Annotated in this window: 23 protein-coding genes; 18 read left to right on the top strand and 5 right to left on the bottom strand. The window is 72.1% G+C overall.

All coding sequences use genetic code 11. The annotated features are described in order from the left end of the window. Positions 1-18: 18 nt before the first annotated feature. Together mca and FCN22_RS01960 are read left to right on the top strand one after the other, a co-directional pair. Positions 19-933 (top strand): mycothiol conjugate amidase Mca, encoded by a 915-nt coding sequence (gene mca / locus FCN22_RS01965; RefSeq protein ID WP_137120022.1) that lies wholly within the window; start codon positions 19-21, stop codon positions 931-933. Beyond that, complete coding sequence (locus FCN22_RS01960; RefSeq protein WP_137119856.1) at positions 930-1,259, top strand: hypothetical protein; 330 nt, start codon at positions 930-932, stop codon at positions 1,257-1,259. The genes mca and FCN22_RS01960 overlap by 4 nt, the downstream gene beginning before the upstream one ends. Here the strand turns inward: FCN22_RS01960 and trhA are convergent. Beyond that, a complete protein-coding gene (gene trhA, locus FCN22_RS01955) occupies positions 1,247-1,942 on the bottom strand; it encodes a PAQR family membrane homeostasis protein TrhA (RefSeq protein ID WP_137119855.1) in 696 nt (231 codons plus the stop codon). The genes FCN22_RS01960 and trhA overlap by 13 nt on opposite strands. A 141-nt stretch (positions 1,943-2,083) precedes the next feature. On the opposite strand from trhA, the gene FCN22_RS01950 reads away from it, so the two are divergent. From FCN22_RS01950 to FCN22_RS21775, 3 genes are all read left to right on the top strand, one after another. Then, positions 2,084-2,848 carry an isoprenyl transferase gene (locus FCN22_RS01950; RefSeq protein WP_137120021.1) on the top strand — a complete coding sequence of 255 codons (765 nt, stop codon included), beginning with the start codon at positions 2,084-2,086 and terminating at the stop codon, positions 2,846-2,848. Between the two features lie 308 nt (positions 2,849-3,156). Further along, entirely contained in the window at positions 3,157-4,500 is a 1,344-nt protein-coding gene (phoH2, locus tag FCN22_RS01945; RefSeq protein WP_137119854.1) for an RNA 5'-3' helicase PhoH2, read from the top strand. Between the two features lie 295 nt (positions 4,501-4,795). Beyond that, positions 4,796-5,641, top strand: a complete 846-nt coding sequence (locus FCN22_RS21775) for an aggregation-promoting factor C-terminal-like domain-containing protein (protein WP_202911346.1) — start codon at positions 4,796-4,798, stop codon at positions 5,639-5,641. Between the two features lie 38 nt (positions 5,642-5,679). Here FCN22_RS21775 and FCN22_RS01935 read toward each other — a convergent pair whose 3' ends face one another. Both FCN22_RS01935 and coaA read right to left on the bottom strand, forming a co-directional pair. Then, positions 5,680-7,110: a class II fumarate hydratase gene (locus tag FCN22_RS01935; protein ID WP_137119853.1), complete on the bottom strand. Its 1,431-nt coding sequence runs from the start codon at positions 7,108-7,110 to the stop codon at positions 5,680-5,682. A 49-nt stretch (positions 7,111-7,159) separates the two neighbouring features. Further along, positions 7,160-8,125, bottom strand: coding sequence for a type I pantothenate kinase (gene coaA, locus FCN22_RS01930; RefSeq protein ID WP_137119852.1), 966 nt, complete (start codon positions 8,123-8,125; stop codon positions 7,160-7,162). A gap of 55 nt (positions 8,126-8,180) precedes the next feature. On the opposite strand from coaA, the gene glmS reads away from it, so the two are divergent. The 3 genes from glmS to FCN22_RS01915 are packed head-to-tail and all read left to right on the top strand — an operon-like array spanning position 8,181 to position 11,920. Further along, positions 8,181-10,040 carry a glutamine--fructose-6-phosphate transaminase (isomerizing) gene (gene glmS, locus FCN22_RS01925; protein ID WP_137119851.1) on the top strand — a complete coding sequence of 620 codons (1,860 nt, stop codon included), beginning with the start codon at positions 8,181-8,183 and terminating at the stop codon, positions 10,038-10,040. 7 nt (positions 10,041-10,047) lie between these two features. Beyond that, the gene (locus tag FCN22_RS01920) at positions 10,048-10,398 is read left to right on the top strand and encodes a holo-ACP synthase (RefSeq protein WP_137119850.1); all 351 of its coding nucleotides are present in this window, start codon (positions 10,048-10,050) and stop codon (positions 10,396-10,398) included. Positions 10,399-10,438: 40 nt separating this feature from the next. After that, a complete protein-coding gene (locus tag FCN22_RS01915; RefSeq protein ID WP_137119849.1) occupies positions 10,439-11,920 on the top strand; it encodes an NAD(P)H-hydrate epimerase in 1,482 nt (493 codons plus the stop codon). Between the two features lie 75 nt (positions 11,921-11,995). Here the strand turns inward: FCN22_RS01915 and FCN22_RS01910 are convergent, their stop codons facing one another. Then, positions 11,996-12,685, bottom strand: a complete 690-nt coding sequence (locus tag FCN22_RS01910) for an acyl-CoA-like ligand-binding transcription factor (protein WP_137119848.1) — start codon at positions 12,683-12,685, stop codon at positions 11,996-11,998. 149 nt (positions 12,686-12,834) lie between these two features. Between FCN22_RS01910 and alr the strand changes: the two genes are divergently transcribed. From alr to FCN22_RS01870, 8 genes are all read left to right on the top strand, one after another. Then, positions 12,835-14,016: an alanine racemase gene (alr, locus tag FCN22_RS01905; protein ID WP_137119847.1), complete on the top strand. Its 1,182-nt coding sequence runs from the start codon at positions 12,835-12,837 to the stop codon at positions 14,014-14,016. Next, positions 14,009-15,313 carry an alpha/beta fold hydrolase gene (locus FCN22_RS01900; protein WP_137119846.1) on the top strand — a complete coding sequence of 435 codons (1,305 nt, stop codon included), beginning with the start codon at positions 14,009-14,011 and terminating at the stop codon, positions 15,311-15,313. The genes alr and FCN22_RS01900 overlap by 8 nt, the downstream gene beginning before the upstream one ends. Before the next feature lie 34 nt (positions 15,314-15,347). After that, positions 15,348-15,833, top strand: coding sequence for a tRNA (adenosine(37)-N6)-threonylcarbamoyltransferase complex ATPase subunit type 1 TsaE (gene tsaE, locus FCN22_RS01895; protein ID WP_137120020.1), 486 nt, complete (start codon positions 15,348-15,350; stop codon positions 15,831-15,833). Positions 15,834-15,837: 4 nt separating this feature from the next. Continuing rightward, positions 15,838-16,512 carry a tRNA (adenosine(37)-N6)-threonylcarbamoyltransferase complex dimerization subunit type 1 TsaB gene (gene tsaB / locus FCN22_RS01890; protein WP_137119845.1) on the top strand — a complete coding sequence of 225 codons (675 nt, stop codon included), beginning with the start codon at positions 15,838-15,840 and terminating at the stop codon, positions 16,510-16,512. After that, positions 16,509-17,018 carry a ribosomal protein S18-alanine N-acetyltransferase gene (gene rimI, locus FCN22_RS01885; RefSeq protein WP_238384454.1) on the top strand — a complete coding sequence of 170 codons (510 nt, stop codon included), beginning with the start codon at positions 16,509-16,511 and terminating at the stop codon, positions 17,016-17,018. The genes tsaB and rimI overlap by 4 nt, the downstream gene beginning before the upstream one ends. Continuing rightward, entirely contained in the window at positions 17,011-18,057 is a 1,047-nt protein-coding gene (tsaD, locus tag FCN22_RS01880; RefSeq protein WP_137119844.1) for a tRNA (adenosine(37)-N6)-threonylcarbamoyltransferase complex transferase subunit TsaD, read from the top strand. The genes rimI and tsaD overlap by 8 nt, the downstream gene beginning before the upstream one ends. A 40-nt stretch (positions 18,058-18,097) precedes the next feature. Next, entirely contained in the window at positions 18,098-19,090 is a 993-nt protein-coding gene (locus FCN22_RS01875; RefSeq protein WP_137119843.1) for a nucleoside hydrolase, read from the top strand. A gap of 108 nt (positions 19,091-19,198) precedes the next feature. Continuing rightward, on the top strand, positions 19,199-20,029 hold the full coding sequence (locus FCN22_RS01870; RefSeq protein ID WP_137119842.1) for a ribokinase: 831 nt from the start codon (positions 19,199-19,201) through the stop codon (positions 20,027-20,029). Between the two features lie 21 nt (positions 20,030-20,050). On the opposite strand, the gene FCN22_RS01865 is transcribed toward FCN22_RS01870, so the two are convergent. Then, positions 20,051-21,277, bottom strand: a complete 1,227-nt coding sequence (locus tag FCN22_RS01865; protein WP_137119841.1) for a class I SAM-dependent methyltransferase — start codon at positions 21,275-21,277, stop codon at positions 20,051-20,053. A gap of 302 nt (positions 21,278-21,579) precedes the next feature. Between FCN22_RS01865 and groES the strand changes: the two genes are divergently transcribed. Continuing rightward, a complete protein-coding gene (gene groES / locus FCN22_RS01860; protein WP_137119840.1) occupies positions 21,580-21,876 on the top strand; it encodes a co-chaperone GroES in 297 nt (98 codons plus the stop codon). A 121-nt stretch (positions 21,877-21,997) separates the two neighbouring features. After that, complete coding sequence (gene groL, locus FCN22_RS01855; RefSeq protein WP_137119839.1) at positions 21,998-23,614, top strand: chaperonin GroEL; 1,617 nt, start codon at positions 21,998-22,000, stop codon at positions 23,612-23,614. Positions 23,615-23,632 lie beyond the last annotated feature (18 nt).

Here is a 23,632-nt window from a genome sequence, read left to right as displayed (position 1 = left end):
GTCGAACGGCGACGGCTCATGGCGGTGCACGCGCACCCCGACGACGAGTCGAGCAAGGGGGCGGCGACGATGGCGAAGTACGTCGCGGACGGTGTCGACGTGCTCGTGGTGTCGTGTACCGGCGGCGAGCGCGGCGACGTGCTCAACCCCGGGCTCAAGGACGATCCCCAGATCCTGCGCAACATGCCGGAGGTGCGCCGCCAGGAGATGGCCAAGGCGCAGGCGATCCTGGGGGTGCGGCACACCTGGCTGGGTTTCGTCGACTCCGGTCTGCCAGAAGGCGATCCGCTGCCGCCGCTGCCCGAAGGCTGCTTCGCTCTGGAGCCCCTCGAGGTGACGACGGAGGCGCTGGTGCGCGTCATCCGCGAGTTCCGTCCGCACGTGATGACGACGTATGACGAGAATGGCGGCTACCCGCACCCGGACCACGTGATGTGCCACACCGTGTCCATGTCGGCCTTCCGGTCGGCGGGTGACGGGTCGGCATACCCGCACGCCGGTGACGCGTGGCAGCCGCTGAAGCTGTACTACAACCAGACGCTGTCCAAGGGCCGGATCCAGACGTTCCACGAGGCGATGGAGGCAGCCGGCATGGAGTCTCCCTACACCGAGTGGATGAAGCGCTGGGAGGAGCGGGGCGAGCGCACCATCACCACGAGGGTGCCGTGCGCCGACTACTTCCCGCAGCGGGACGCGGCCCTGCTGGCACACGCGACCCAGGTGGACCCGGGTGGGTCGTGGTTCCGGGTGCCGCTGGACATGCAGCAGCGGCTGTGGCCCACCGAGGACTACGAGGCCGCGCTGTCCTACGTCCCGGTCGAACCGATCGAGGACGACCTGTTCGCGGGCATCCCGAGCCTCGACGAGGCCGACGCCCTCGCGCGCCGGGGTGGCCTGGAGCTGGCCTTCGACGGCACCGGGGAGCGCTCGTGATCGCGTTGGCCGCCGACGAGGACGTCAGCGTCACCGCCGGGATCGGCGGTTTTCTCGTCTTCTTCTTCCTCGCGATCGCGCTCTGGTTGTTGATGCGCAACATGTTTGCCCGGATCCGGCGGGTGCGCTACCGCGAGGAGGCACGGCTGGAGGCGGAGCGGGCGGCAGCCGAGCGCGAGAGGTCAGCGAATCCCGACGGCGGGCCCGGTGGCACCGACCCCCGGCCGGGTCGGGGAACGGAGCCGCCCGGCGACGGGACCGACGGCACGCCAAGACCACCGAAGCGGCCCGGCGACGGACGCGGGGACGACTCTCAGGCGCCGTAGATCGCCATAGACACCGCGATGTAGTGCGCGGCGAACGCGGCGACGGTGAAGGCGTGGAAGATCTCGTGGAAGCCGAACCAGCGCGGTGACGGGTCGGGCTTCTTGGTGCCGTAGACGATGGCGCCGAGGGTGTAGAGGAAACCACCGACCGCGATCAGGGTCACCAGCGCGACGCCGCCGTGCTGGAGGAACGGGCCGAAGTAGAAGATGGCCACCCAGCCGAGCGCGACGTAGATCGGCGTGTAGAGCCAGCGTGGAGCGCCCACCCAGAACACCCGGAAGAGCACCCCCGCGACGGCTCCGGACCAGACGATGAGCAGCAGCTCCTTGGCGTCGTGGGCGGGCAGCAGGAGCAGCGCGAAGGGGGTGTAGGTGCCCGCGATGATCAGGAAGATGTTGGAGTGGTCCAACCGCTTCAACAGTCCCTGCAACCGGGGAGACCACGTGCCTCGGTGGTAGACCGCGGAGGTCCCGAAGAGCATCGCAGCGGTGAGGCCGAACACCGCTGCGGCGATCCTCGACTTGGTGGTGGGTGCCAGGCAGACCAGCACGATGCCGGCCGCGAGCGCCAGGGGGAACGTGCCGGCGTGGATCCACCCTCGCAGCCGGGGCTTGACCGCCGCCACGACGGCGTCGAGGCGTTCCGAGCGCGGGGCGTCGGGCGTCGTCGGCTGGCTGCTCATGGGCCCAGCGTAACCTACGGACTCGTAAGTTACCCAAGAGTAGGTCCGACGAATCCCGGCCTGCGGCGATTTCCCACCCCCGCGGAGTACCCTGACCCCCGGGGAGACAGGCTGGTCGACGAGGAGATCCGGATGCCGAGGATGCCGCGGTGGAGCAAGCTCCTGTACGCGCCCTACGAGCGACAGCTCGCGGCCAAGCTGCCGCAGGACCGCCTCCCGCGCCACGTCGGTGTCATGCTCGACGGCAACCGCCGGTGGGCCCGCGCCAACGGTGGCACCACCCAGGACGGCCACCAGGCCGGCGCCGACAACATCTCGCCGCTGCTCGAGTGGTGCGAGGACGCAGGCGTCGAGGTGGTCACGCTGTGGCTGCTGTCCACCGACAACCTGACCCGCCCGGCGACCGAGCTCACCCCGCTGCTGGCCATCATCGAGTCGACGGTGGGTGGCCTCGCCGCCGACGGCCGCTGGCGACTGCACCCGGTCGGCGCCCTCGACCTGCTCCCCACCCAGACCGCCCTGCGGCTCAAGGAGGCCGCCGACGCCACCAGCGGGATCGACGGGCTGCTCGTCAACGTGGCCGTCGGTTACGGTGGCCGGCGCGAGATCACCGACGCGGTCCGGTCGATGCTCCAGGAGCACGCCGCGCGCGGCACCACCATCGAGGAGCTCGCCGAGGACCTCGACGTCGAGCACATCGCCGAGCACCTCTACACCAAGGGACAGCCCGATCCCGACCTGGTCATCCGCACCTCCGGCGAGCAGCGGCTGGGGGGCTTCCTGCTCTGGCAGAGCGCCCACAGCGAGTTCTACTTCTGTGAGGCCTTCTGGCCGGACTTCCGGCGCGTGGACTTCCTGCGTGCTCTGCGTGCGTATGCCGAGCGCGAACGTCGCTACGGAGGCTGACCTCGGGCGCGAGGTCCCCAGCGCCGGCTCCGGTCGTTCTCCCCGCGGCGGCTCCTCGACGCGCTGCCTGGCGCTCGGGCTCCATCTGATCGGACGCGCCGGGGCAAATGCAGCGCGAAGGCGGGCACCCGGCATACCGTGGGTTTGACGCGAGGCACCCGTCCCGCGTCCGGGAGGCCCGCCTCATGGAGCGAACGCAGCTCCGGACGGAGGGCCGGTCCCGGTCCCGCCGTCAGGTGCGGGCCCGGTTCCGGCATCCGGTCCGCGAGAAGTCGTAACGCACCGTGCGCTGCGACGAGGAGCCTCATATGACTTCGCCCCGCCGTTCGTCCGCCAGCGCGCCCGTGAGCCCGACCTCGTCGGGCAAGACCTACGTCCTCGACACCTCCGTGCTGCTGTCCGATCCCCGTGCCATGGTCCGCTTCGCCGAACATGAGGTCGTGCTGCCCGTCGTGGTCGTGACCGAGCTCGAGGCCAAGCGGCACCACCCAGAGCTGGGCTACTTCGCCCGGCAGGCGCTGCGGCTGCTGGACGGGTTGCGCGTCGAGCACGGCCGGCTCGATGCTCCCGTGCCGATCGGCACCGACGGCGGGACGTTGCGGGTCGAGCTCAACCACACCGACGCGTCGTCGCTGCCGTCGGGATTCCGCCTGGGGGACAACGACACCCGCATCCTCGCGGTGGCGCGCAACCTGGCCGATGAAGGTGCCGAGGTCACGCTCGTCAGCAAGGACATGCCGATGCGGGTCAAGGCCTCGGCGGTGGGGCTGGACGCGCAGGAGTACCGCGCCGAGCTGGCCGTCGACAGCGGGTGGACGGGCATGGCCGAGCTCGAGGTCAGCACCGAGCAGCTGGACACGCTCTTCGCCGACGGCCGGCTCGAGCTCGAGGAGGCCCGCGAGCTCCCGTGCCACACCGGCCTGGTCCTGCTCGGTCCGGGCGGCAGCGGCCTCGGTCGGGTGGTGGCCGACAAGTCGGTGCGGCTCGTGCGGGGAGACCGCGACGCGTTCGGGCTGCACGGCCGCAGCGCCGAGCAGCGGATCGCCCTCGACGTGTTGCTCGACCCCGACGTGGGCATCGTCAGCCTCGGCGGACGAGCCGGCACCGGCAAGAGCGCCCTCGCCCTGTGCGCCGGTCTCGAGGCGGTCATGGAGCGCCGCCAGCACCGCCGCGTGGTCGTCTTCCGCCCCCTGTTCGCCGTCGGGGGACAGGAGCTGGGCTACCTGCCCGGCACCGAGAACGAGAAGATGGGGCCCTGGGGCCAGGCCGTCTTCGACACGCTCGGCGCAGTGGTCTCCCGCGAGGTGGTCGAGGAGATCGTCGACCGTGAGCTGCTCGAGGTCCTGCCGCTGACGCACATCCGCGGTCGTTCGCTGCACGACGCCTTCGTGATCGTGGACGAGGCCCAGTCGCTGGAGCGCAACGTGCTGCTCACCGTGCTGTCGCGGATCGGGCAGAACTCCCGCGTGGTGCTCACCCACGACGTCGCGCAGCGCGACAACCTCCGGGTCGGCCGCCACGACGGCGTCGCCGCGGTCATCGAGAAGCTCAAGGGCCACCCCCTCTTCTCGCACGTCACCTTGCACCGCAGCGAGCGCAGCCCGATCGCCGCACTGGTGACCGACCTGCTCGAGGAGGGCGCCGAGAGCTGACCGCCCCGTCCCGGCGCGCAGGTCCGCCGGGCCCGTCCCACGAGAGGCAGGGGAGGGGTGTGGACAAGATCTGCGGGGGGCCGCGCCGTGCTGCGAAGGTGGTCGCCGGATGAGGCACTGGTCACAGCCACCGGCCGCGCTGAGCACGGACGGGCGGGGAGCCGATTTTGCGATGTCGGTCGATTCTGGCACGGTGACTGGGCCAGATCTCGAATTGATAACGCACAGTTTTTGATCGTGCACCACACAGGCCGTCCCCATCGGGGCGGCCTGTTCCTTGGAGGACCTACCCCGCATGCCCCAGAAGATCCAGCGCGTCCAGCGCACTCCCGCCAGGCACCGTGCCGGCGCCTCTCTGCTGCGACCCGTCAAGGCGCTGCGTCGCCCGGCCGTCGCCGCGACCTTCGTCGTCTCCGCGCTCGCGGCGTCCGCTGCCGGGTATGCCGCTGTCGGCGCCCAGGTGGACACGGGCCAGACCACCGCCGCGGCCGACCAGCTGACCTACCAGCAGCAGGAGGCGGCGAGGTTCGCCGAGTACCAGCGCTCCGGTGAGCTCGCTCGCGACCGCGCCCACGCCGCCGCGGCCAAGGAGGCTGCCGACCGCGCCGAGGCCGAGCGCAAGGCGGAGGCCAAGAAGGCCGCTGCCCGCAAGGCGGCTGCCGAGAAGCGTGCCGCCGCCAAGAAGGCCGCAGCCAAGCGAGCCGCCGAGAAGAGGGCGGCCGAGCAGCGTGCCGCTGAGAAGGCGCGCGCCGAGCAGGCTGCGGAGCGCAAGGCGGCTCTGGAGAAGCAGCGCCAGGAGGAGGCCGCGTCCCGCAGCTCCGAGCGCACCGCCCCGAGCTACAGCGGCAGCCCCCGTGACATCGCCCGGTCGATGCTCGCCGCCTACGGCTGGAGCGACCAGTTCAGCTGCCTCGACGCCCTGTGGGCCCGCGAGAGCGGCTGGGACCACTACGCGTCCAACCCGTCGTCGGGCGCCTACGGCATCCCGCAGGCCCTGCCCGGCAGCAAGATGGCCTCGGCCGGTGCCGACTGGCAGACCAACCCGGCGACCCAGATCCGCTGGGGGCTGGGCTACATCCGCGGCTCCTACGGCAGCCCCTGCGGCGCCTGGAGCCACTCCCAGGCGACCGGCTGGTACTGACTTCCGGCCGCAGCTCCTCCGCGGCAGGGTCGCTCCGCTCAGTCTCGGGCGGGCTGCACGCCGGTCATCGCGAGCACGTCGAGTGCTTGGTCGAGCTGTTCCTCGGTGAGGTCACCCGACTTCACGTGTCCGCGGTCGATGACCACGTCGCGGATCGGACGACGCTCCGCGAGCGCCTGCTTGACCACGGCGGCTGCCGCCTCGTAGCCGATGTAGCGGTTCAGCGGGGTCACGATCGAGGGTGAGCCCTGGGCGAAGTCGAGGCAGCGCTGCTCGTCGGCGGTGATGCCGTCGATGCACCGGTCGGCCAGTAGCGGACACACGGTCGAGAGCAGGGTCAGCGAGTCGAGCAGGTTGCGGCCGATCACCGGCAACATGACGTTGAGCTCGAAGTTGCCGCTCGCCCCGGCCACGGTGATCGCGGTGTCGTTGCCGATCACCTGGGCACACACCATCACGGTCGCCTCGGGGAGGACCGGGTTGACCTTGCCAGGCATGATGCTCGAGCCGGGTTGCAGGTCGGGCAGGTGGATCTCGCCGAGGCCGGCCCGCGGGCCGGAGCCCATCCAGCGCAGGTCGTTGCAGATCTTGGTCAGGCTGACCGCCACGACCTTGGCCGCACCGGAGAGGGACACCAGGGCGTCCTGGGCCGACTGCGCCTCGAAGTGGTCGACCGCCTCGCGCAGGTCGAGGCCGGTGCGCTCCGCAAGACGGGCAATCACCTGAGCGGCGAAGCCTTCCGGCGCGTTGAGCCCCGTGCCGGCCGCGGTGCCACCCAGGGGCAGCTCAGCCGCCTCGTCGGCGGCGCGCTGCACCCGCTCCCGACCGAGCGCGACCTGCCGGGCGAAACCCCGGAACTCCTGCCCCAGGGTCACCGGCACGGCATCCATCAGGTGGGTGCGCCCCGACTTCACGACGAGCGCGAACTCCTCGGCCTTGCGCTCGAGCGCGCCCTGCAGGTGTTCGAGCGCCGGGAGAAGCGACTGTGCGGCGGTAATCACCGCCGCGAGGCGCAACGCGGTCGGGAAGGTGTCGTTGCTGGACTGTCCGGAGTTGACGTCGTCGTTCGGATGCACCGACAGACCGGTGGCCAGGTGCGCCAACCGGGCGACCACCTCGTTGACGTTCATGTTGGTGGACGTGCCCGAACCGGTCTGGAAGACGTCGATCGGGAAGTGACCGTCGTGCTGTCCGTCTGCGACCTCGTCCGCCGCGGCAGCGATGGCGGCAGCGACGGCCCCGTCCACCCGGCCGAGGTCGGCGTTGACCCGCGCAGCCTCCGCCTTGACCGCGGCGAGCGCGTGGATGATCGCCGGCGGCACCCCCTGGCCCGAGATCGGGAAGTTCTCCACCGCTCGCGCGGTCTGCGCGCCCCACAGGGCGTCTGCGGGGACCTCCACCTCGCCCATCGAGTCGTGCTCGGTCCGGGTCTGCCCGGCGTCCTTGCCCTCCGTGCTGCCCTCGCTCATGGCCCCATTGTCCACCCGCCGCCGCGGCGACCCCGGCCCGTATGCCGTGTCAGAGCTTGCGCAGGCGGACCCGCCGCACGCTGTGGTCGGCCACCTTCGACAGCACCAGGGTCGCGCGGCTGCGCGTGGGTCGCACGTTCTCGGTCAGGTTGGGGGCGTTGATGTTGTCCCAGATGCCCTCGGCGGTGAGGCGGGCCTGCCCGTCGGACAGGTCGGCATACCGGTGGAAGTAGGACTGGGGGTCGGCGAAGGCGGTCTCGCGCAGTCGCAGGAACCGGTCGACATACCAGCCTTTGATGTCCTGCACGTGCGCGTCGACGTAGACCGAGAAGTCGAAGAAGTCGCTCACCGCGAGCCCGGTGGTGCCGTCGGAGCGGGGGTGCGGCGGTTGCAGCACGTTGAGCCCCTCGACGATCAGGACGTCCGGATGGGTCACCGTGATGCACTGGTCGGGGACGATGTCGTAGGTCAGGTGCGAGTAGACGGGCGCCTGCACCTCCTCCTTGCCGGACTTGACCTCGGCGACGAACCGCAGGAGCGCGCGGCGATCGTAGGACTCGGGAAATCCCTTGCGGTGCAACAGCCCGCGCCGTTCGAGCTCGGCGTTGGGATAAAGGAAGCCGTCGGTCGTCACGAGCTCGACGCGCGGTGTGTCGGGCCACCGGGCGAGCAGCTCGCGCAGGATGCGGGCCGTCGTGGACTTGCCCACGGCCACCGACCCGGCCACCCCGATGACGAAGGGGGTGCGCTCGGGGCGTTCCCCCAGGAAGTCTGTGGTGATCCGGTGCAGGCCAGCCGTTGCGCCGACGTAGAAGTTCAGCAGCCGGGACAGCGGCAGGTAGACCTGTTCCACCTCGGCGAGGTCGAGCCGGTCACCGAGTCCGCGCAGACGGGCGACGTCCTCCGCGCTGAGGCTCAGCGGGTGCTGGTTGCGCAGCCGGGCCCAGGCCGCACGGTCGAGCTCGACGTACGGCGACGGGAGGCTGCTCCCCTGGGACGACGACACGCGCGCCATTGTCGCGCAAGGTCGGGGAGACCGGGGGCGCGGTCCGCCCATTAGGCTGCAGCCCATGTGCGGAATCGTGGGCTATGTGGGCCCGGACAACGGCGGCAAGGCCCTGGACGTGGTGATGGAGGGCCTGTCCCGCCTGGAGTACCGGGGCTACGACTCCGCCGGGGTGGCGGTGCTCGCCGGCGACCACGTCGAGACCCGCAAGCGGGCCGGCAAGCTCGCCAACCTCACCGCGGCCCTGGGCGACAGCCCGCTGCCGGCGTCAGGCACCGGGATCGGCCACACCCGCTGGGCCACCCACGGCGGTCCCACCGACCAGAACGCCCACCCGCACCGCGGCGGCACCGACGGCAAGCTCGTGCTGATCCACAACGGCATCATCGAGAACTTCCACGCGCTGCGCGCCGAGCTGCTCGAGGACGGGGTCGTCTTCGAGAGCGAGACCGACACCGAGGTCGCCGCTCACCTGGTCGCACGGGCCTACGCGACCACGCACGACCTCACCGAGGCGATGCGCCAGGTGGTGCAGGTGCTCGAGGGCGCCTTCACGCTGCTCGCCGTGCACGCCGACCAGCCGGGCGTGGTCGTCGGCGCGCGCCGCAACAGCCCGCTGGTCGTGGGGCTCGGCGAGGGCGAGAACTTCCTCGGCTCCGACGTGGCCGCCTTCATCGGCTCGACCCGGGAGGCGCTCGAGCTGGAGCAGGACCAGATCGTCACCATCACGCCCGAGCGCGTGTCGGTCGTGGGCTTCGACGGCCGGCCCGCGGCGGGCAAGCCCTACCACGTCGACTGGGACGCTGCCGCCGCGGAGAAGGGCGGCTTCGACACCTTCATGGAGAAGGAGATCCACGACCAGCCGCACGCCGTCGCCGACACCCTGCTCGGCCGCACCGACGAGGACGGCCACCTCGTCATGGACGAGCTGCGCATCTCCGAGGACGACCTGCGGGCGGTCGACAAGGTCGTCATCGTGGCCTGCGGCACCGCGTCGTATGCCGGGATGGTCGCCAAGTACGCCATCGAACGCTGGACCCGCATCCCCTGCGAGGTGGAGCTGGCCCACGAGTTCCGCTACCGCGACCCGGTCGTCGACGGCAACACCCTCGTGGTCTCGATCTCCCAGTCGGGCGAGACGATGGACACGCTGATGGCCGTCAAGCACGCCCACGACCTCGGCGCACGCACCTTGTCGATCTGCAACACCCACGGTGCGACCATCCCGCGCGAGTCCGACGCCGTCCTCTACACCCACGCGGGCCCCGAGATCGCCGTCGCCTCGACCAAGGCGTTCCTCGCGCAGATCACGGCCTGCTACATCCTCGGGCTCTACCTCGCGCAGCTGCGGGGTGGCGTGTTCGCCGACCAGGCGCCGGCGGTGATGAAGGAGCTGCAGCAGGTCCCGGACAAGATCCAGACCGTCATCGACTCGATGGACCGGGTCCGCGAGATCGCCCGGTTCATGGCCGACACCCGGGCCGTGCTCTTCCTCGGCCGGCACGTCGGCTTCCCGGTGGCCATGGAGGGCGCGCTCAAGCTCAAGGAGCTCGCCTACATCCACGCCGAGGGTTTCGCGGCGGGGGAGCTCAAGCACGGCCCGATCGCCCTCATCGAGCCGGGGCAGCCGGTGTTCGTCATCGTCCCGACGCCCGACAGCGAACACGGACTGCACGGCAAGGTGGTCTCCAACATCCAGGAGATCCGCGCCCGCGGGGCCCGCACGCTGGTGATAGCCGAGGAGGGTGACGAGGCGGTCGTACCCTTCGCCGACGAGGTGATCCGGGTCCCCGCCACGCCACCCCTGCTCGCGCCGCTGCTCACGACCGTGCCGCTGCAGGTCTTCGCCCTCGAGCTGGCCACCGCCAAGGGCCTGGACGTGGACCAGCCGAGGAACCTCGCCAAGTCGGTCACGGTCGAGTGAGGCGCGCGTGATCGTCGGGGTGGGGATCGACGTCGTGGACGTCGCGCGCTTCGGCCGCACGCTCGAGCGCACGCCGCGTCTGCGCGACCGGCTCTTCACCCCCGACGAGCGCGACCTGCCGTTGGCGTCGCTCGCCGCCCGGTTCGCGGCCAAGGAGGCACTCGCCAAGGCGCTCGGCGCCCCCGTCGGTCTGTCCTGGCTGGACGCCACGGTGGTCCGCGCCGAGCACGGACGACCCCGGCTGCGGATCCGCGGGACGGTGGAGGCGCGGGCCGCCGACCTGGGCGTGCACGAACTGCACGTCTCGCTGTCCCACGACGCGGGGATCTCGTCGGCCGTGGTGGTCGCCGAGGGCTGATCGGCGACGACGCAAAGACCAGCAGCGGAGGAGATCCACCATGATCGAGGCGTATGCCGTGTCCGACGTCCGCGCGATCGAGGCCGAGGCCATGGGTCACCTGCCCGAGGGCACCCTCATGCAGCGCGCCGCAGAGGGTGTGGCGTCGGTCGCAGCGGCCCGGCTCGGGGAGCGCGGCGGCTCCCGGGTCGTGGCGCTGGTCGGCTCGGGAGACAACGGTGGCGACGCGCTCTACGCCGCCGCGCGGCTGGCCGCCGACTTCGAGGTCCGGGTCGTGCTGGTCGGTGAGAAGGCGCACGAGGCGGGACTGGAGGCCGCGCGCTCGGCCGGCGTGGACGTCATACTCTCCCGACGGGGTCCGGTCGAGGCGATGGGAGAGGCCGACCTGGTGATCGACGGGATCCTTGGGATCGGCGGGCGGCCGGGCCTGCGTGACCCTGCCGAGCAGCTGGTCGAGGCGATCCCCGACACGGCCTACGTGCTCGCGGTCGACCTGCCGAGCGGAGCCGACCCGGCGGGGGAGCAGAGCGCGACCAACGCGGTGTTCGCCGACGAGACGGTGACCTTGGGGGTGGCCAAGCCGGTGCACCTGCTGCCGGCCACCGAGCCCGCCGTGGGCCGGCTCACTGTCATCGACATCGGCCTGGACGCCGCCCTCGCCGCGGTCGCGCCCACACCTGCCGTGCAGCGGCTGACCACCGACGACGTGGCGGACCTGTGGCCGGTGCCGGGGCCGGCCGACGACAAGTACTCCCGCGGCGTCCTCGGCGTCGTGGCCGGGGGAGAGGGCTACACCGGCGCGCCGGTCATGTGCGTGACCGCTGCGGTCGAGGCGGGCGCCGGGATGGTGCGCTACGTCGGGCCGCCGACCCCGACGGCGCTGCTGCGGGCCGCTGTGCCAGAGGCGGTCTTCGGCGAGGGCCGGGTGCAGGCGTGGGTCGTCGGGCCCGGTCTCGAGGCGGGAGACGACTCGGACGACGGCCAGGCGCAGGTGCGGGCGGCCCGGTGGGCGCTGGCCTCGGGCCGTCCCTGCCTCGTCGACGCGGGGGGCCTCGACCTGTTCGAGGAGGCAGACCTGCCGCTGCCGTCCCCCGCACTGCTCACGCCGCACGCGGGCGAGCTCGCTCGCCTCGTCAGCCGCCTCGGTGACCAGGGCGAGGTGAGCCGGGAGGAGGTGGCCGCCGCGCCGCTGCGGTATGCCCGTCAGGTGGCCGACCGCACCGGCGCGACCGTGCTGCTGAAGGGATCGACCACCCTGGTGGTGCCGCCGACGTCCTCAGGGCTCCCGGTGCGGTCGCAGTGCGACGCCCCGCCCTGGCTGGCGACCGCGGGGGCCGGTGACGTCCTGGCCGGGCTCGCCGGGACCCTCCTCGCATCCGGCCTCGACCTGCTGGACACGGGATCTCTTGCCGCCCTGGTGCACGGGCTGGCGGGGGCGGCGGCCCGTCCGGGAGGACCGGTCCGCGCCACGGGCGTGGCACACGCCATACCCGCTGTCGTGGCGGACCTGCTGCGGCGCTGACGGCTCCGATCGGCTGGCGGTCGCGCCGCGCTGGTTGCGCGGTGCGACCGGTGCCAGGCCGGCCGACGACGCCCCTCAGTCCCCCGGAGGAGGGAGCCCGGCGATGAGCGCGTCGAAGGCCGACTCCGCGAGCTCGGCGACCGGCTTGGCGAATCCCGTTGCGGCACAGTGCTGCATGGAGGTGCGCATGGCCGCTGCCGCCACGGCCGCCACCAGCGCCGGGTAGGGGTCGTCCGCGGCCGCCCGGGTGCGCTCGGCGACCGCCTCGGCGAGAAGGCGCTCGGTGTCGGCGCTCGCCCCGACCAGCGCCGGCCACAGCGACGGGTTGCGCTGAACCACCCGCTGGCGCAGCTGCCACAGCGGCTGGCTCTCGGCGATGGCCTCGGCCTGGGCGAGGAAGACCGCGCGCAGGGCGACCAGGGGCGGCTCGGCGTCGGGGCGGGCGAGGAACCTCTCGGCGAGCCGCTGCGGGCCGGTCGGATCGCTGCCGACGAGGACGGCCTCCTTGGTGGGGAAGTAGTTGAAGAAGGTGCGCGGTGACACGTCCGCCGCCTCGGCGATCTCCTGCACGGTCACGCGCTCGAGACCCCGCTCGTCGACCAACGAGAGCCCGGCCGACTGCAGGGCGTGCCGAGTGGCCTGCTTCTTGCGCTCACGCAGCCCCCCGACCGCAGCGAGGTCGTCGAGCGGGAACGGTGCCAGGTCGGCCGGACGCGCGTGCCCCGGCGCGGGGGTCCCGGTCGAGCCGGTCCGCTCGGGGCTCATGGGCCGGAGTCTAGGCACCCGAGGCTCTTCCTGTCCGTTCTGCGTCATGGCAGATGCTGCAGATCGAGCAGGACACCGCCGGGCCCGAGCCGGTCGACACGGAGTCCCCGGTGCCAGCAGCGCGGACTCGGGGCTGACAGACTGGCGCCATGAGCACCGCGTCAGCACAGTCGTCCCCGGCGATCGCCGTGCACGCGGCGACGGCCCGGGCGACGGTCGACCTGGCCGCCGTCAGCGCCAACGTGACCGAGTTGAGGCGGCGCGCCGGCAGCGCCCAGGTCATGGCCGTGGTCAAGGCGGACGCCTACGGACACGGGCTCCTGCCCTGTGCGACCGCCGCGTTGCGCGGGGGTGCGAGCTGGCTGGGCGTGGCCCAGCTCGGCGAGGCGCTGCAGCTGCGCGCGGCCGGCATCACCACGCGCCTCCTGACCTGGCTGCACGTGCCGAGCAGCGACTTCCGGGCCGCCGTCGCCGCCGACATCGACCTGTCCGCCGCTGCGCCGTGGGCACTGGAGGCCATCGCCGAGGCCGCCCGAGACACCGGCCGCCCGGCCCGCGTGCACCTGTGCGTCGACACGGGCCTGGCGCGCAACGGTGCCTATGGCGAGGACTGGCCGGCGCTCGTGGCCGCGGCACGGAAGCTGGAGGCCGAGGAGGTCCTGCGGGTCGTCGGCGTCTGGTCGCACTTCGCCTATGCCGACGCGCCGGCCCACCCGAGCGTCCACCGGCAGCAAGAGGCCTTCGAGGAGGCGGTGGCGCTGGCCGAGCGTGCCGGCTGTCGGTTGGAGGTGCGCCACCTGGCCAACTCGGCCGCGTTGCTGACCAACCCCGGCGCCACCTACGACCTGGTCCGACCGGGCATCGCCGTCTACGGCCTCTCCCCGGTGCCCGACATCGGTGACGCCGCGTCCTTCGGGCTCACACCGGCGATGACGCTGACCGCCGGGCTGTCACTGGTGAAGCGGGTGCCGCAGGGCCAGGGAGTGAGCTACGGCCACCAGTACGTCACGCCGACGGAGACCACCCTGGCGCTGGTCCCGATGGGCTATGCCGACGGCATTCCGCGCAACGCCACCAACGTCGGGCCGGTGAGCATCGGCGGCCGGCGCCACACCATCGCCGGACGGGTCTGCATGGACCAGTTCGTCGTCGACGTCGGGCCGGACCTGGTGGCGGGTGCCGGGGACGAGGCCGTCCTCTTCGGCACCGGCACCCACGGCGAGCCGACGGCGGAGGACTGGGCGCGCGCCACCGACACCATCGCCTACGAGATCGTCACGCGGGTCGGGGCGCGCGTGCCTCGGATCCACGTGGGAGCCACGGGTGAGTGACGGCCAGCGCAGGTCCCTTATCGGCTTGGGGGTCGGGGTGGCCACCGCGGCCGGTGCCGCGGCCGTGGGCGTCGCTGCCGACCGGCTGCTGCGCGCCCGTGGCACCGCCATCGCCCTGGGGACAGCGCAGGAGTATGACGACGTGCCCGACGAGGAACGCGTCGTGATGGCCGACGACGGCGTGCCGCTGCACGTCGAGATCGACCGCCCACAGGATCGGCCCGCGGGCGCCGGACCGGACGACGCCGTGCCGACCGTCGTGTTCAGCCACGGTTACACGCTCAACCTGCGCAGCTGGGTGTTCCAGCGGCGGGCGCTCCGCGCGGCCGGCTACCCCGTGGTCCTGTGGGACCAGCGCGGGCACGGGAGGTCCGGGACCGGTGAGCGGACGTCATACGACGTGGACCAGCTCGGTCGCGACCTCGCCCGGGTGATCGAGGAGGCCGTGCCGGAGGGGCCGATCGTGCTGGTGGGGCACTCGATGGGAGGGATGACGATGATGGCCCTGGCCGTGGACCACCACGAGCTCATCCGCAAGCGCTGCGTGGGCGCCGCCTTCATCGCCACCAGCCCCGGCGGACTTGCCGACGTGTCCTGGGGACTCGGCAAGCTTCTCGGCAAGGTCATCCACCGGGTCGGGCCGCAGGCCGTCGACCGGCTGTCGTCGCGACAGGCCCTGATCGACTCGGCCCGACGGGCGGGCCGGGACGTCGAGGAGTTCTTCGTCAACCGGTACTCGTTCGCGTCCCCAGTGCCGCTGGCGGTCGTGCGGTTGACCGCCGACATGATCTTCGGCACGAGCATGGACGTGATCGCGGCGTTCATGCCGTCGCTGGAGGGCCACGACAAGCGCGAGGCGCTCGCACAGTTCCACGGCACGGAAGTGCTGGTGCTGAACGGATCCGGAGACCTGCTCACGCCTCCGGAGCACAGCGAGGAGATCGTGCGGCTGGTGCCGGGCGCCGAGCACGTCGTGCTCAACGACGCCGGGCACATCGTGATGCTCGAGCACCCCGAGCTGGTGAACGAGCAGCTCCTGGAGCTGCTCGAGCGGGCGCGACGTGGGCAGGCAGGGCCGCGCGACGGCACGCCGGCACCGCGTGTCCGCAGCACCATCACCGACCTGGCCAAGCGGCGCCGCGACCGGCGGGCGTCGCGCAGCGTGCGGCGCGTCCCCGACGTCCAGCGCGGTCGGGCACGGCAGGTGGGCCACGGGGCCACCGGCGAACGTGCTGGCCGGAGGGGCCGTGGTGGCCGTGGAAACCCGAGCGGTCGGCCGGGAAGCAGCCGTGGCTGAGTCGGCGGCCGGCGCGGGGCCGGTTGACGAAGGGATGCCCGTCGTCGGCGAGCTCGTCCTCGAGACCGCTGAGGACACCCGTGACTGGGGCGTGCGGCTGGGACGCCTGCTGCGGGCTGGTGACCTGGTCCTGCTCACCGGTGAGCTGGGGGCCGGGAAGACCACGCTCACCCAGGGCATCGGAGAGGGCCTGGGGGTGCGCGGACCGATCACCTCGCCGACCTTCGTGATCGCGCGGGTGCACCCCTCACTCGTGGGTGGTCCGGAGCTCGTGCATGTCGACGCCTACCGGCTCGGCGGCGCCGAGGAGCTCGACGACCTCGACCTCGACACCGCGATCGACGCCGCGGTCACCGTCGTCGAGTGGGGTGAGGGCCTCGCGGAGGACCTCAGCCCGGACCTGCTGTCGATCACGCTCAGCGGCCTGAGCCGGCGGTCGCTGCGGCTGGCGGCCCGCGGGCCCCGGTGGTCGTCGTCGCAGGCACGGGAGCAGCTGGCCGAACTCGTGTCGTTAACCTGATCCCGTGCTCCTCCTCGCCATCGACACCGCGACCTCGGCCGTCACGGTCGCCCTCCACGACGGGGAGCGGGCCCTGGCCGAGTCGACCACGCTGAACGTGCGCGGCCACGGCGAGCTGCTCGCGCCGGCGATCGCGGAGGTGCTCGAGCGGTCGGGTCGGGTCACCACGGAGGTGACCGAGGTCTGCTGCGGCGTCGGGCCGGGACCGTTCACCGGCCTGCGCGTCGGCATCGTGACGGCCCGGGTCTTCGGCCTGGCGCGCGCCATCCCGGTGCGCGGCGTTTGCAGCCTCGACGCCCTGGCGCACGCCGCCAGCCGCTCCGAGGAGCCGCCGCCGAGTCCCTTCCTGGTCGCGACGGACGCCCGCCGCAAGGAGGTCTACTGGGCGGAGTATGACGTGACTCCGGTCGGCGTCGAACGCCGCGACGACCCGGCGGTGACCCGGCCCGGTGACCTGCCGCAGTGGGTGCGCGAACGGTCGTGTGTCGGGCGCGGACCCGTGCTTTATCCGGAGGCGTTCGGTGCGCACTTGCCGCCGCTCGACGTGTCGGCCGCGGCGCTGGCCGAGCTCGCGGTGCAGCGAATGCGCTCCGGTGGTGAGCTGCTCGAGCCGGAGCCGCTCTACCTGCGGCGTCCCGACGCCCAGCCGGTCTCCAAGACCAGTGCGGCCTCGTCGTGACGCTGCGCGAGGTGCGCTGGCAGGACATCCCGGCCCTGGCCGAGCTGGAACGGTCGCTGTTCGGCGCGGAGGCGTGGTCCGAGCCGACCTGGTGGGCGGAGCTGGCGCAGCGACCACGCCGCTCCTACACGGCGCTCGCCACGGGCGACGTCATCACGGCCTACGGCGGTCTCGACCACGGGGGTGAGGTGGCGGACATCATGACGGTCGCAGTGGCGCCCGGACAGCAGGGCCGCGGGACCGGGACCAGGGTCGTGCGGCACCTGATGGCCGAGGCGAGGGAGCGCGGCGCCCGGCACCTCATGCTGGAGGTGCGCGCCGACAACCTGCCGGCGCAGCGGCTCTACGAGCGAATGGGCTTCGGGCTCGTGCGGACCCGACGCCGCTACTACCAGCCCGACGACGTCGACGCCCTCGTCATGCGCGTAGACCTCGAGCGCGGAGCGGCGACGCCGGGAGCCGCGACCGAGAACGCAGCCGCGACCAAGGAGAACAGGCATGAGTGACGAGCCGCTGGTCCTCGGGATCGAGACCTCGTGCGACGAGACGGGTGTCGGCATCGTGCGCGGCGAGAGGCTGCTCGTCGACGCCGTGGCCAGCAGCGTCGAGCAGCACGCGCGGTTCGGCGGGGTCGTGCCCGAGGTCGCCAGCAGGGCGCACCTGGAGGCGATGGTCCCCACCATCGAACGAGCCTGCCGGGAGGCGCGAGTCCGGCTCGAGGACCTCGATGCCCTCGCCGTGACGTCCGGTCCGGGCCTGGCGGGGGCGCTGCTGGTGGGAGTGGCGTCGGCCAAGTCGCTGGCCGTGGCACTCGGCACCCCGCTCTACGGCGTCAACCACCTCGCCGCCCACGTGGCGGTCGACGTCGTCGAGCACGGGCCGCTGCCCGAGCCGGCGATGGCCCTGCTGGTCTCCGGCGGCCACTCCAGCCTGCTGCTCGTGCCGGACGTGACCCGCGACGTGCGTTCTCTCGGCAGCACCCTCGACGACGCAGCGGGCGAGGCGTTCGACAAGGTCGCGCGCGTGCTGGGGCTGCCCTTCCCCGGTGGCCCGCACGTGGATCGCCTGGCACGAGAAGGCGGTTCGGTGACCATTGACTTTCCGCGAGGTCTCACCTCGGGTCGCGACATGGAACGCCACCGTTTCGACTTCTCCTTCTCGGGGCTCAAGACCGCGGTCGCGCGGTGGGTGCGGGCGCGGGAGGAGAGCGGTGAACCGGTGCCCATCGCCGACGTGGCCGCGAGCTTCCAGGAGGCCGTGGTCGACGTGCTCACCCGCAAGGCGGTGCTGGCCTGTCGGGAGAACGGGGTCGACGACCTCATGGTTGGCGGTGGCGTGGCCGCCAACTCGCGGTTGCGGGCGATGGCTCTGGAGCGCTGCGAGGCCGCGGGGATCCGCCTGCGCGTGCCGCGACCGGGTCTGTGCACCGACAACGGTGCCATGGTCGCGTCGCTCGGCGCGCAGATGGTCAGCCGCGGACGGTCTGCCTCCCGGCTCGACCTGCCGGCCGACTCCTCGATGCCGGTGACCGTGGTCCAGGCGTGACGGTCCGGTGTGGCGGTCCCGTCGTGATGGTGCAGGCGTGATGGTGCGGCCGGTAGTCCTCGACGTGGACACCGGCGTGGACGACGCGATGGCACTGCTGCTCGCGGCACGCCACCCTGCGCTGGACCTGAGAGCGGTGACCTGCGTCGGAGGCAACGCATCCGTGGACGACGTGGTGAGCAACACGGCCCTGGTGCTGCACACCTGCGGACGACCCGACATTCCGGTGGCCCGTGGTGCGGAGCGGCCCCTGCTGGAGCCGCCGCAGGAGGCACGGCACGTCCACGGCCGCGACGGGATGGCGGACCTGGGCTGGGTGCGGCCCGACGTGCCGCCGGACCCTCGACACGCCGTGGAGCTGTTGCGAGATCTGTTGCGGGAGGCGGCAGCCCGTGACCCGTCGCAACGAATCACGTTGCTGCCGTTGGGACCACTCACGAACATCGCGCTCCTGATGCGGACCTGGCCGGACGCGGCGGCGGGTCTGGCCGAGATCGTCTTCATGGGCGGTGCCGCGCAGACCGGCAACGCCACCGCGTCCGCGGAGTTCAACGTCTGGCACGACCCCGAGGCGGCCGCGATAGTGCTGGAGAGCGCGGCCGAGCTCGGGGTGCCGGTGCGGATGTACGGCCTCGATGTGTTCTACGACGTGCGAGTCGGCCTGGACCGGGCGCGTGAGCTCGTGGCCGTCGGCGGTCGTGGACCGGTCGAGCTGGCGGGGAGGCTGCTCGAGTTCAGCTGTGCCCGTTTCCAGGCCGCCGACGCGACGATCGGGGACGCCGGCGCGGTCTGCGCCGTGATCGACCCCGAAGGACTGTCGACCCGGAGGCTGCCGGTGCGCGTCGAGCTGACCGGCACGTGGTCGCGAGGTCGTACCGTCGTGGACCGCAGGGACTGGGCCGGAGATCTGTCCCACGACCCGCACGGGGTCGCGCCGGCGGTCGTCGAGGTCGCGCTCGAGGTCGACGGCGGGCGTTACGCCGACCTGTGGCTGTCCACCGTGGCGGGGGAGCACCGCGTCGCGGAGCAGTAGCCCAACGCTCGGTGCTCGGTGCTCGGTGCTCGGTGCTCGGTGCTCGGTGCTCGGTGCTCGGTGCCCGAGCTGTGCCACAGTGACCGCACAGTCGAAGAGGGAGCGCGGATGGGCCGGGTCGTGGTGGTGGGATCGCTGAACGTCGACCGGGTGACGCGCGTGGACCGGCACCCCGGGCCGGGGGAGACGGTTTTGGGCGAGGCTGGCGGGACCTTCGCCGGAGGCAAGGGCGCCAACCAGGCCGTGGCGGCCCGTGAGGCGGGGGCGGAGGTCGCGATGATCGGCTGCGTCGGCCGCGACGCCGACGGTGACGCCTACCGCGCCCGGTTGTCGGCCCTCGGCGTCGAGGTGTCCGGGGTGCGGTCCCTGCCCGGGGTTCCGACCGGCACGGCGCACGTCGTCGTCGACGCGATGGGCGAGAACGCGATCATCGTGGTGCCGGGCGCCAACGGCGGGCTGTCGTCCGGGGACCTCGCGCCCCTGGACCGGCTGTCACGCCGCGACGTCGTGCTGCTGCAGCTCGAGGTCCCCCTGCGGGTCGTGGACGAGGCCGTCCGCCGGGCCGTGGCGGCCGGCGCGCGGGTGGTGCTGAACCTCGCGCCGTATGCCCAGCTGCCGGCTCCCGTGGTCGCCCTCGCCGACCCGGTGGTCGTCAACGAGCCCGAGGCCGCGTTGCTGCGCGCGGGTGGCGCGCACCCTGCGTCGCTGGTGGTGACCCGCGGCGCGGCGGGCGCGGTGTGGGACGGCGAGACCGCGGCTGGTCCCCCGGTGGCCGAGGTGGTGGACACCACCGGTGCCGGTGACGCGTTCTGCGGTGCGCTCGCTGCGGCCCTGGCGCGCGGAGCGGATCGCGCCGAGGCCCTGACCGTCGCCGTGCGGGCCGGCTCGGCGGCGGTGGCCCGGATGGGCGCCCAGCCCGACCCCGAGCTCGCGTCCTGACCGGGATGGTGGACTGCCGGATCAGCTCGGGCGGACGACGAGGACGACCTGGCGACCGGCGACGCGGGTGATGACGAGGGTTGCCTCTCGGTCACCGCTCAGGTGCAGCTGCCGGCGCAGCTGGTCGGCGTCGACCGTGACGCCCCGCTTCTTGATGGTCACTCGCCCGACGCCCCGGTCGCGCAGATGGGCGCGAAGCCGCTTGACCCCCCACGGCATCGCGTCCTCGACGACGAAGCGGCGCGCGAAGGGCAGCTCGCGGGTCCGCTCGGACGTGACGTAACCGACGCCCGGGTCGAGCTCGGCGCCGTCAACCTCCGCGCTGACCGCACCGGTCAGACCGGCTCGGATCACGGCCCTGTCCGGCTCGTAGAGCACGTGTCCGAGCGCGTCGAGACCCGGCAACGGCGGGATCTCGGCGGTGACGTCGGCCTCGGTCACCGTTGCTGCGCGTCCGTCTGAGCCGATGACCTGCGCGCTGCGGCCCGAACGGCGCACCAACGCACCCCACCAGACGACGCACTCCACCACCTCACCCCGGTATGACGTCCACTGGGCCTCACAGCCGGCGGGCACCGAGGCGTGCGGGAAGGCCGGGCTGAGCTTCGCGCCCACGGCCGGCAGGGACGCCGCGACCTGCTGCACCGTGGCCCAGCTCGGCGAGATCGCGTCGAGCCGGAAGACCCTCCTGGTGCGCCCCATCCCGTCGGCGACGCCGGGTAGGCGGCGTGCCGGGTCGAGCCAGGCCCCTGCGTGGCGGGCACCCTCGCCGGCGGGGAGCCGGGTCTGCTCCACGGACCCGACCAGCGTCGACGCCGAGGGCCAGTGCCGCAGGTTGACCCCGGCCACGAGCGCGGTCGCCGGGTCCGAGTCGACCGCGCTGACCCGCAGGTCGAGCCCGGCGAACGCCATCGCGTCCGAGCCGATGCCACAGCCGAGGTCCCAGACGTGACGCACCCCGGCCCGACGGAACCGTTCGGCGTGGCGCGCCGCCACGTCGAGCCGGGTGGCCTGCTCCAGACCGTCCGCCGTGAACAGCATGCCCGCGGCGAAGTCCCCGAACTTGTCCCGCCCGCGCGCCCGCAGCCTCGACTGGGTGAGCGCACCGGCCACCAGGTCGGCGTCGAAGCCGGCCTCGCGCAGACGCTCCCCGAGCGACATGGCCGACGACTCGTCATACGGTGGAAGTGACTCCAGCAGTCCCCACCCCTCGCCGGAGACGAGCCGCTCCAGCACCGCAAGGTCCATCCGGTCATCCTTGCGCAGGGCATCCGGGGGCCGTGCGCAGCCCCCGTGCACGGCGAGCGAAGCCGTCCTGGGGCACGTGGGGCACGCGACCTGGGGCACGTGGGGCACGCGACCTGGGGCGCGTGTTGGCACTCGAGTTGACCGAGTGCTAATCGGAGACCTAGATTCGGGTTAGCACTCGCCTCCGGCAAGTGCCAGCGCGATCACCTGGGTAGGTCGACCCCCGCGACGGCGGCTCACCAGGCGAAAGCCACTGTCCACTGTTGTGTCCAATTCGACATCCCAGAAGGGAAGGTCCCACCGTGTCGGTTTCCATCAAGCCGCTCGAAGACCGCATCGTCGTCAAGTCCGTCGAGGCCGAGCAGACCACGGCCTCCGGGCTGGTCATCCCCGACACCGCCAAGGAGAAGCCCCAGGAGGGCGAGGTCCTGGCGATCGGCCCCGGCCGTATCGACGACAACGGCAACCGCGTCCCGCTCGACGTGGCCGTGGGTGACAAGGTCATCTACAGCAAGTACGGCGGCACCGAGGTCAAGTACAACGGTGACGAGCTGCTGATCCTGTCGGCCCGCGACGTGCTCGCGGTCGTCACCAAGTAGTCACGGCGCTTCCAGCCCGTATGTCGTGCCCCGGCGCGCCGCCTGACGAGCCTGACCATCTGACTCACAGCGCGCGTCGGGGCACGTTCATTTCCCCCGTTCGTAGTCCCGAAGGAAGCTGATGTCCAAGACCCTGGAGTTCAACGACTCCGCCCGCAAGGCGCTCGAGCGCGGTGTCGACGCCCTCGCCGACACCGTCAAGGTGACGCTCGGCCCCAAGGGCCGCAACGTCGTCATCGACAAGAAGTGGGGCGCCCCCACCATCACCAACGACGGTGTGACCATCGCTCGCGAGATCGAGCTCGAGGACCCCTACGAGAACCTCGGTGCCCAGCTCGCGAAGGAGGTTGCCACCAAGACCAACGACATCGCGGGTGACGGCACCACCACCGCGACGGTGCTCGCCCAGGCCATGGTCAAGGAGGGCCTGCGCAACGTCGCCGCGGGCGCCAGCCCGGCCGGCCTCAAGCGCGGCATCGACGCCGCCGTCGAGGCGGTCAACAGCACGCTGCTCGAGACCGCTCGCGAGATCGAGACCAAGGACGAGATCGCCCAGGTCGCGACCCTCTCCGCCCAGGACGGGCTCATCGGCGGTCTCATCGCCGACGCCTTCGACAAGGTCGGCAAGGACGGCGTCATCACCGTCGAGGAGTCCTCGACCACGGCGATGGAGCTCGACTTCACCGAGGGCATGCAGTTCGACAAGGGTTACCTCTCGCCCTACTTCGTGTCCGACCCCGAGCGCATGGAGGCCGTCCTCGAGGACGCCTACGTGCTGATCAACCAGGGCAAGATCTCGGCCGTCGCCGACATCCTCCCGGTGCTGGAGAAGGTCGTCCAGTCCGGCAAGCCGCTGCTGATCATCGCCGAGGACATCGACGGCGAGGCTCTCTCCACGCTGGTCGTCAACAAGATCCGCGGCACCTTCAACGTCGCCGCGGTCAAGGCGCCCGGCTTCGGTGACCGCCGCAAGGCCATGCTGCAGGACATCGCCGTCCTGACCGGTGGCCAGGTCATCTCCGAGGAGATCGGCCTCAAGCTCGACCAGGCCGACCTCGACACGCTCGGCCAGTGCCGCCGCGTCGTCGTCACCAAGGACGACACCACGATCGTCGACGGTGCGGGCGCCAAGGACGAGGTCGAAGGTCGCGTCTCCCAGATCAAGGCCGAGATCGAGCGCAGCGACTCCGACTGGGACCGCGAGAAGCTCCAGGAGCGGCTCGCCAAGCTGTCCGGCGGCGTCTGCGTGATCAAGGTCGGCGCGCACACCGAGGTCGAGCTCAAGGAGAAGAAGCACCGCATCGAGGACGCCATCTCGGCGACTCGCGCGGCGATCGAGGAGGGCATCGTCGCCGGTGGCGGTTCGGCGCTCGTCCACGCGCTGACCGGTCTGGACTCGCTCACCCTCGAGGGTGACGAGGCCACCGGTGTCCGGCTCGTCGCCAAGGCCGCGGCCGAGCCGCTGCGCTGGATCGCCGAGAACGCCGGGTACGAGGGCTACGTCGCCGTTTCCCGGGTCCGTGAGCTCGAGGCCGGGAGCGGCCTGGACGCCTCGACCGGTGAGTACGTCGACCTGGTCAAGGCCGGCGTCATCGACCCGGTCAAGGTGACCCGTTCGGCGCTGCGCAACGCCGCGTCGATCGCCTCGATGGTCCTCACCACCGACACGCTGGTGGTCGAGAAGCCCGAGGAGCAGGACGGGGCCGGAGCCGGTCACGGCCACGGCCACGGTCACTGACCCCCGCTGAAATCGGTC

It is taken from the genome of Segeticoccus rhizosphaerae (assembly GCF_005222685.1).
Classification (GTDB): Bacteria; Actinomycetota; Actinomycetes; order Actinomycetales; family Dermatophilaceae; genus Segeticoccus; species Segeticoccus rhizosphaerae.
Note: the sequence above shows the minus strand (reverse complement) of the source record. Positions and strands in the feature narration are given on the sequence as shown.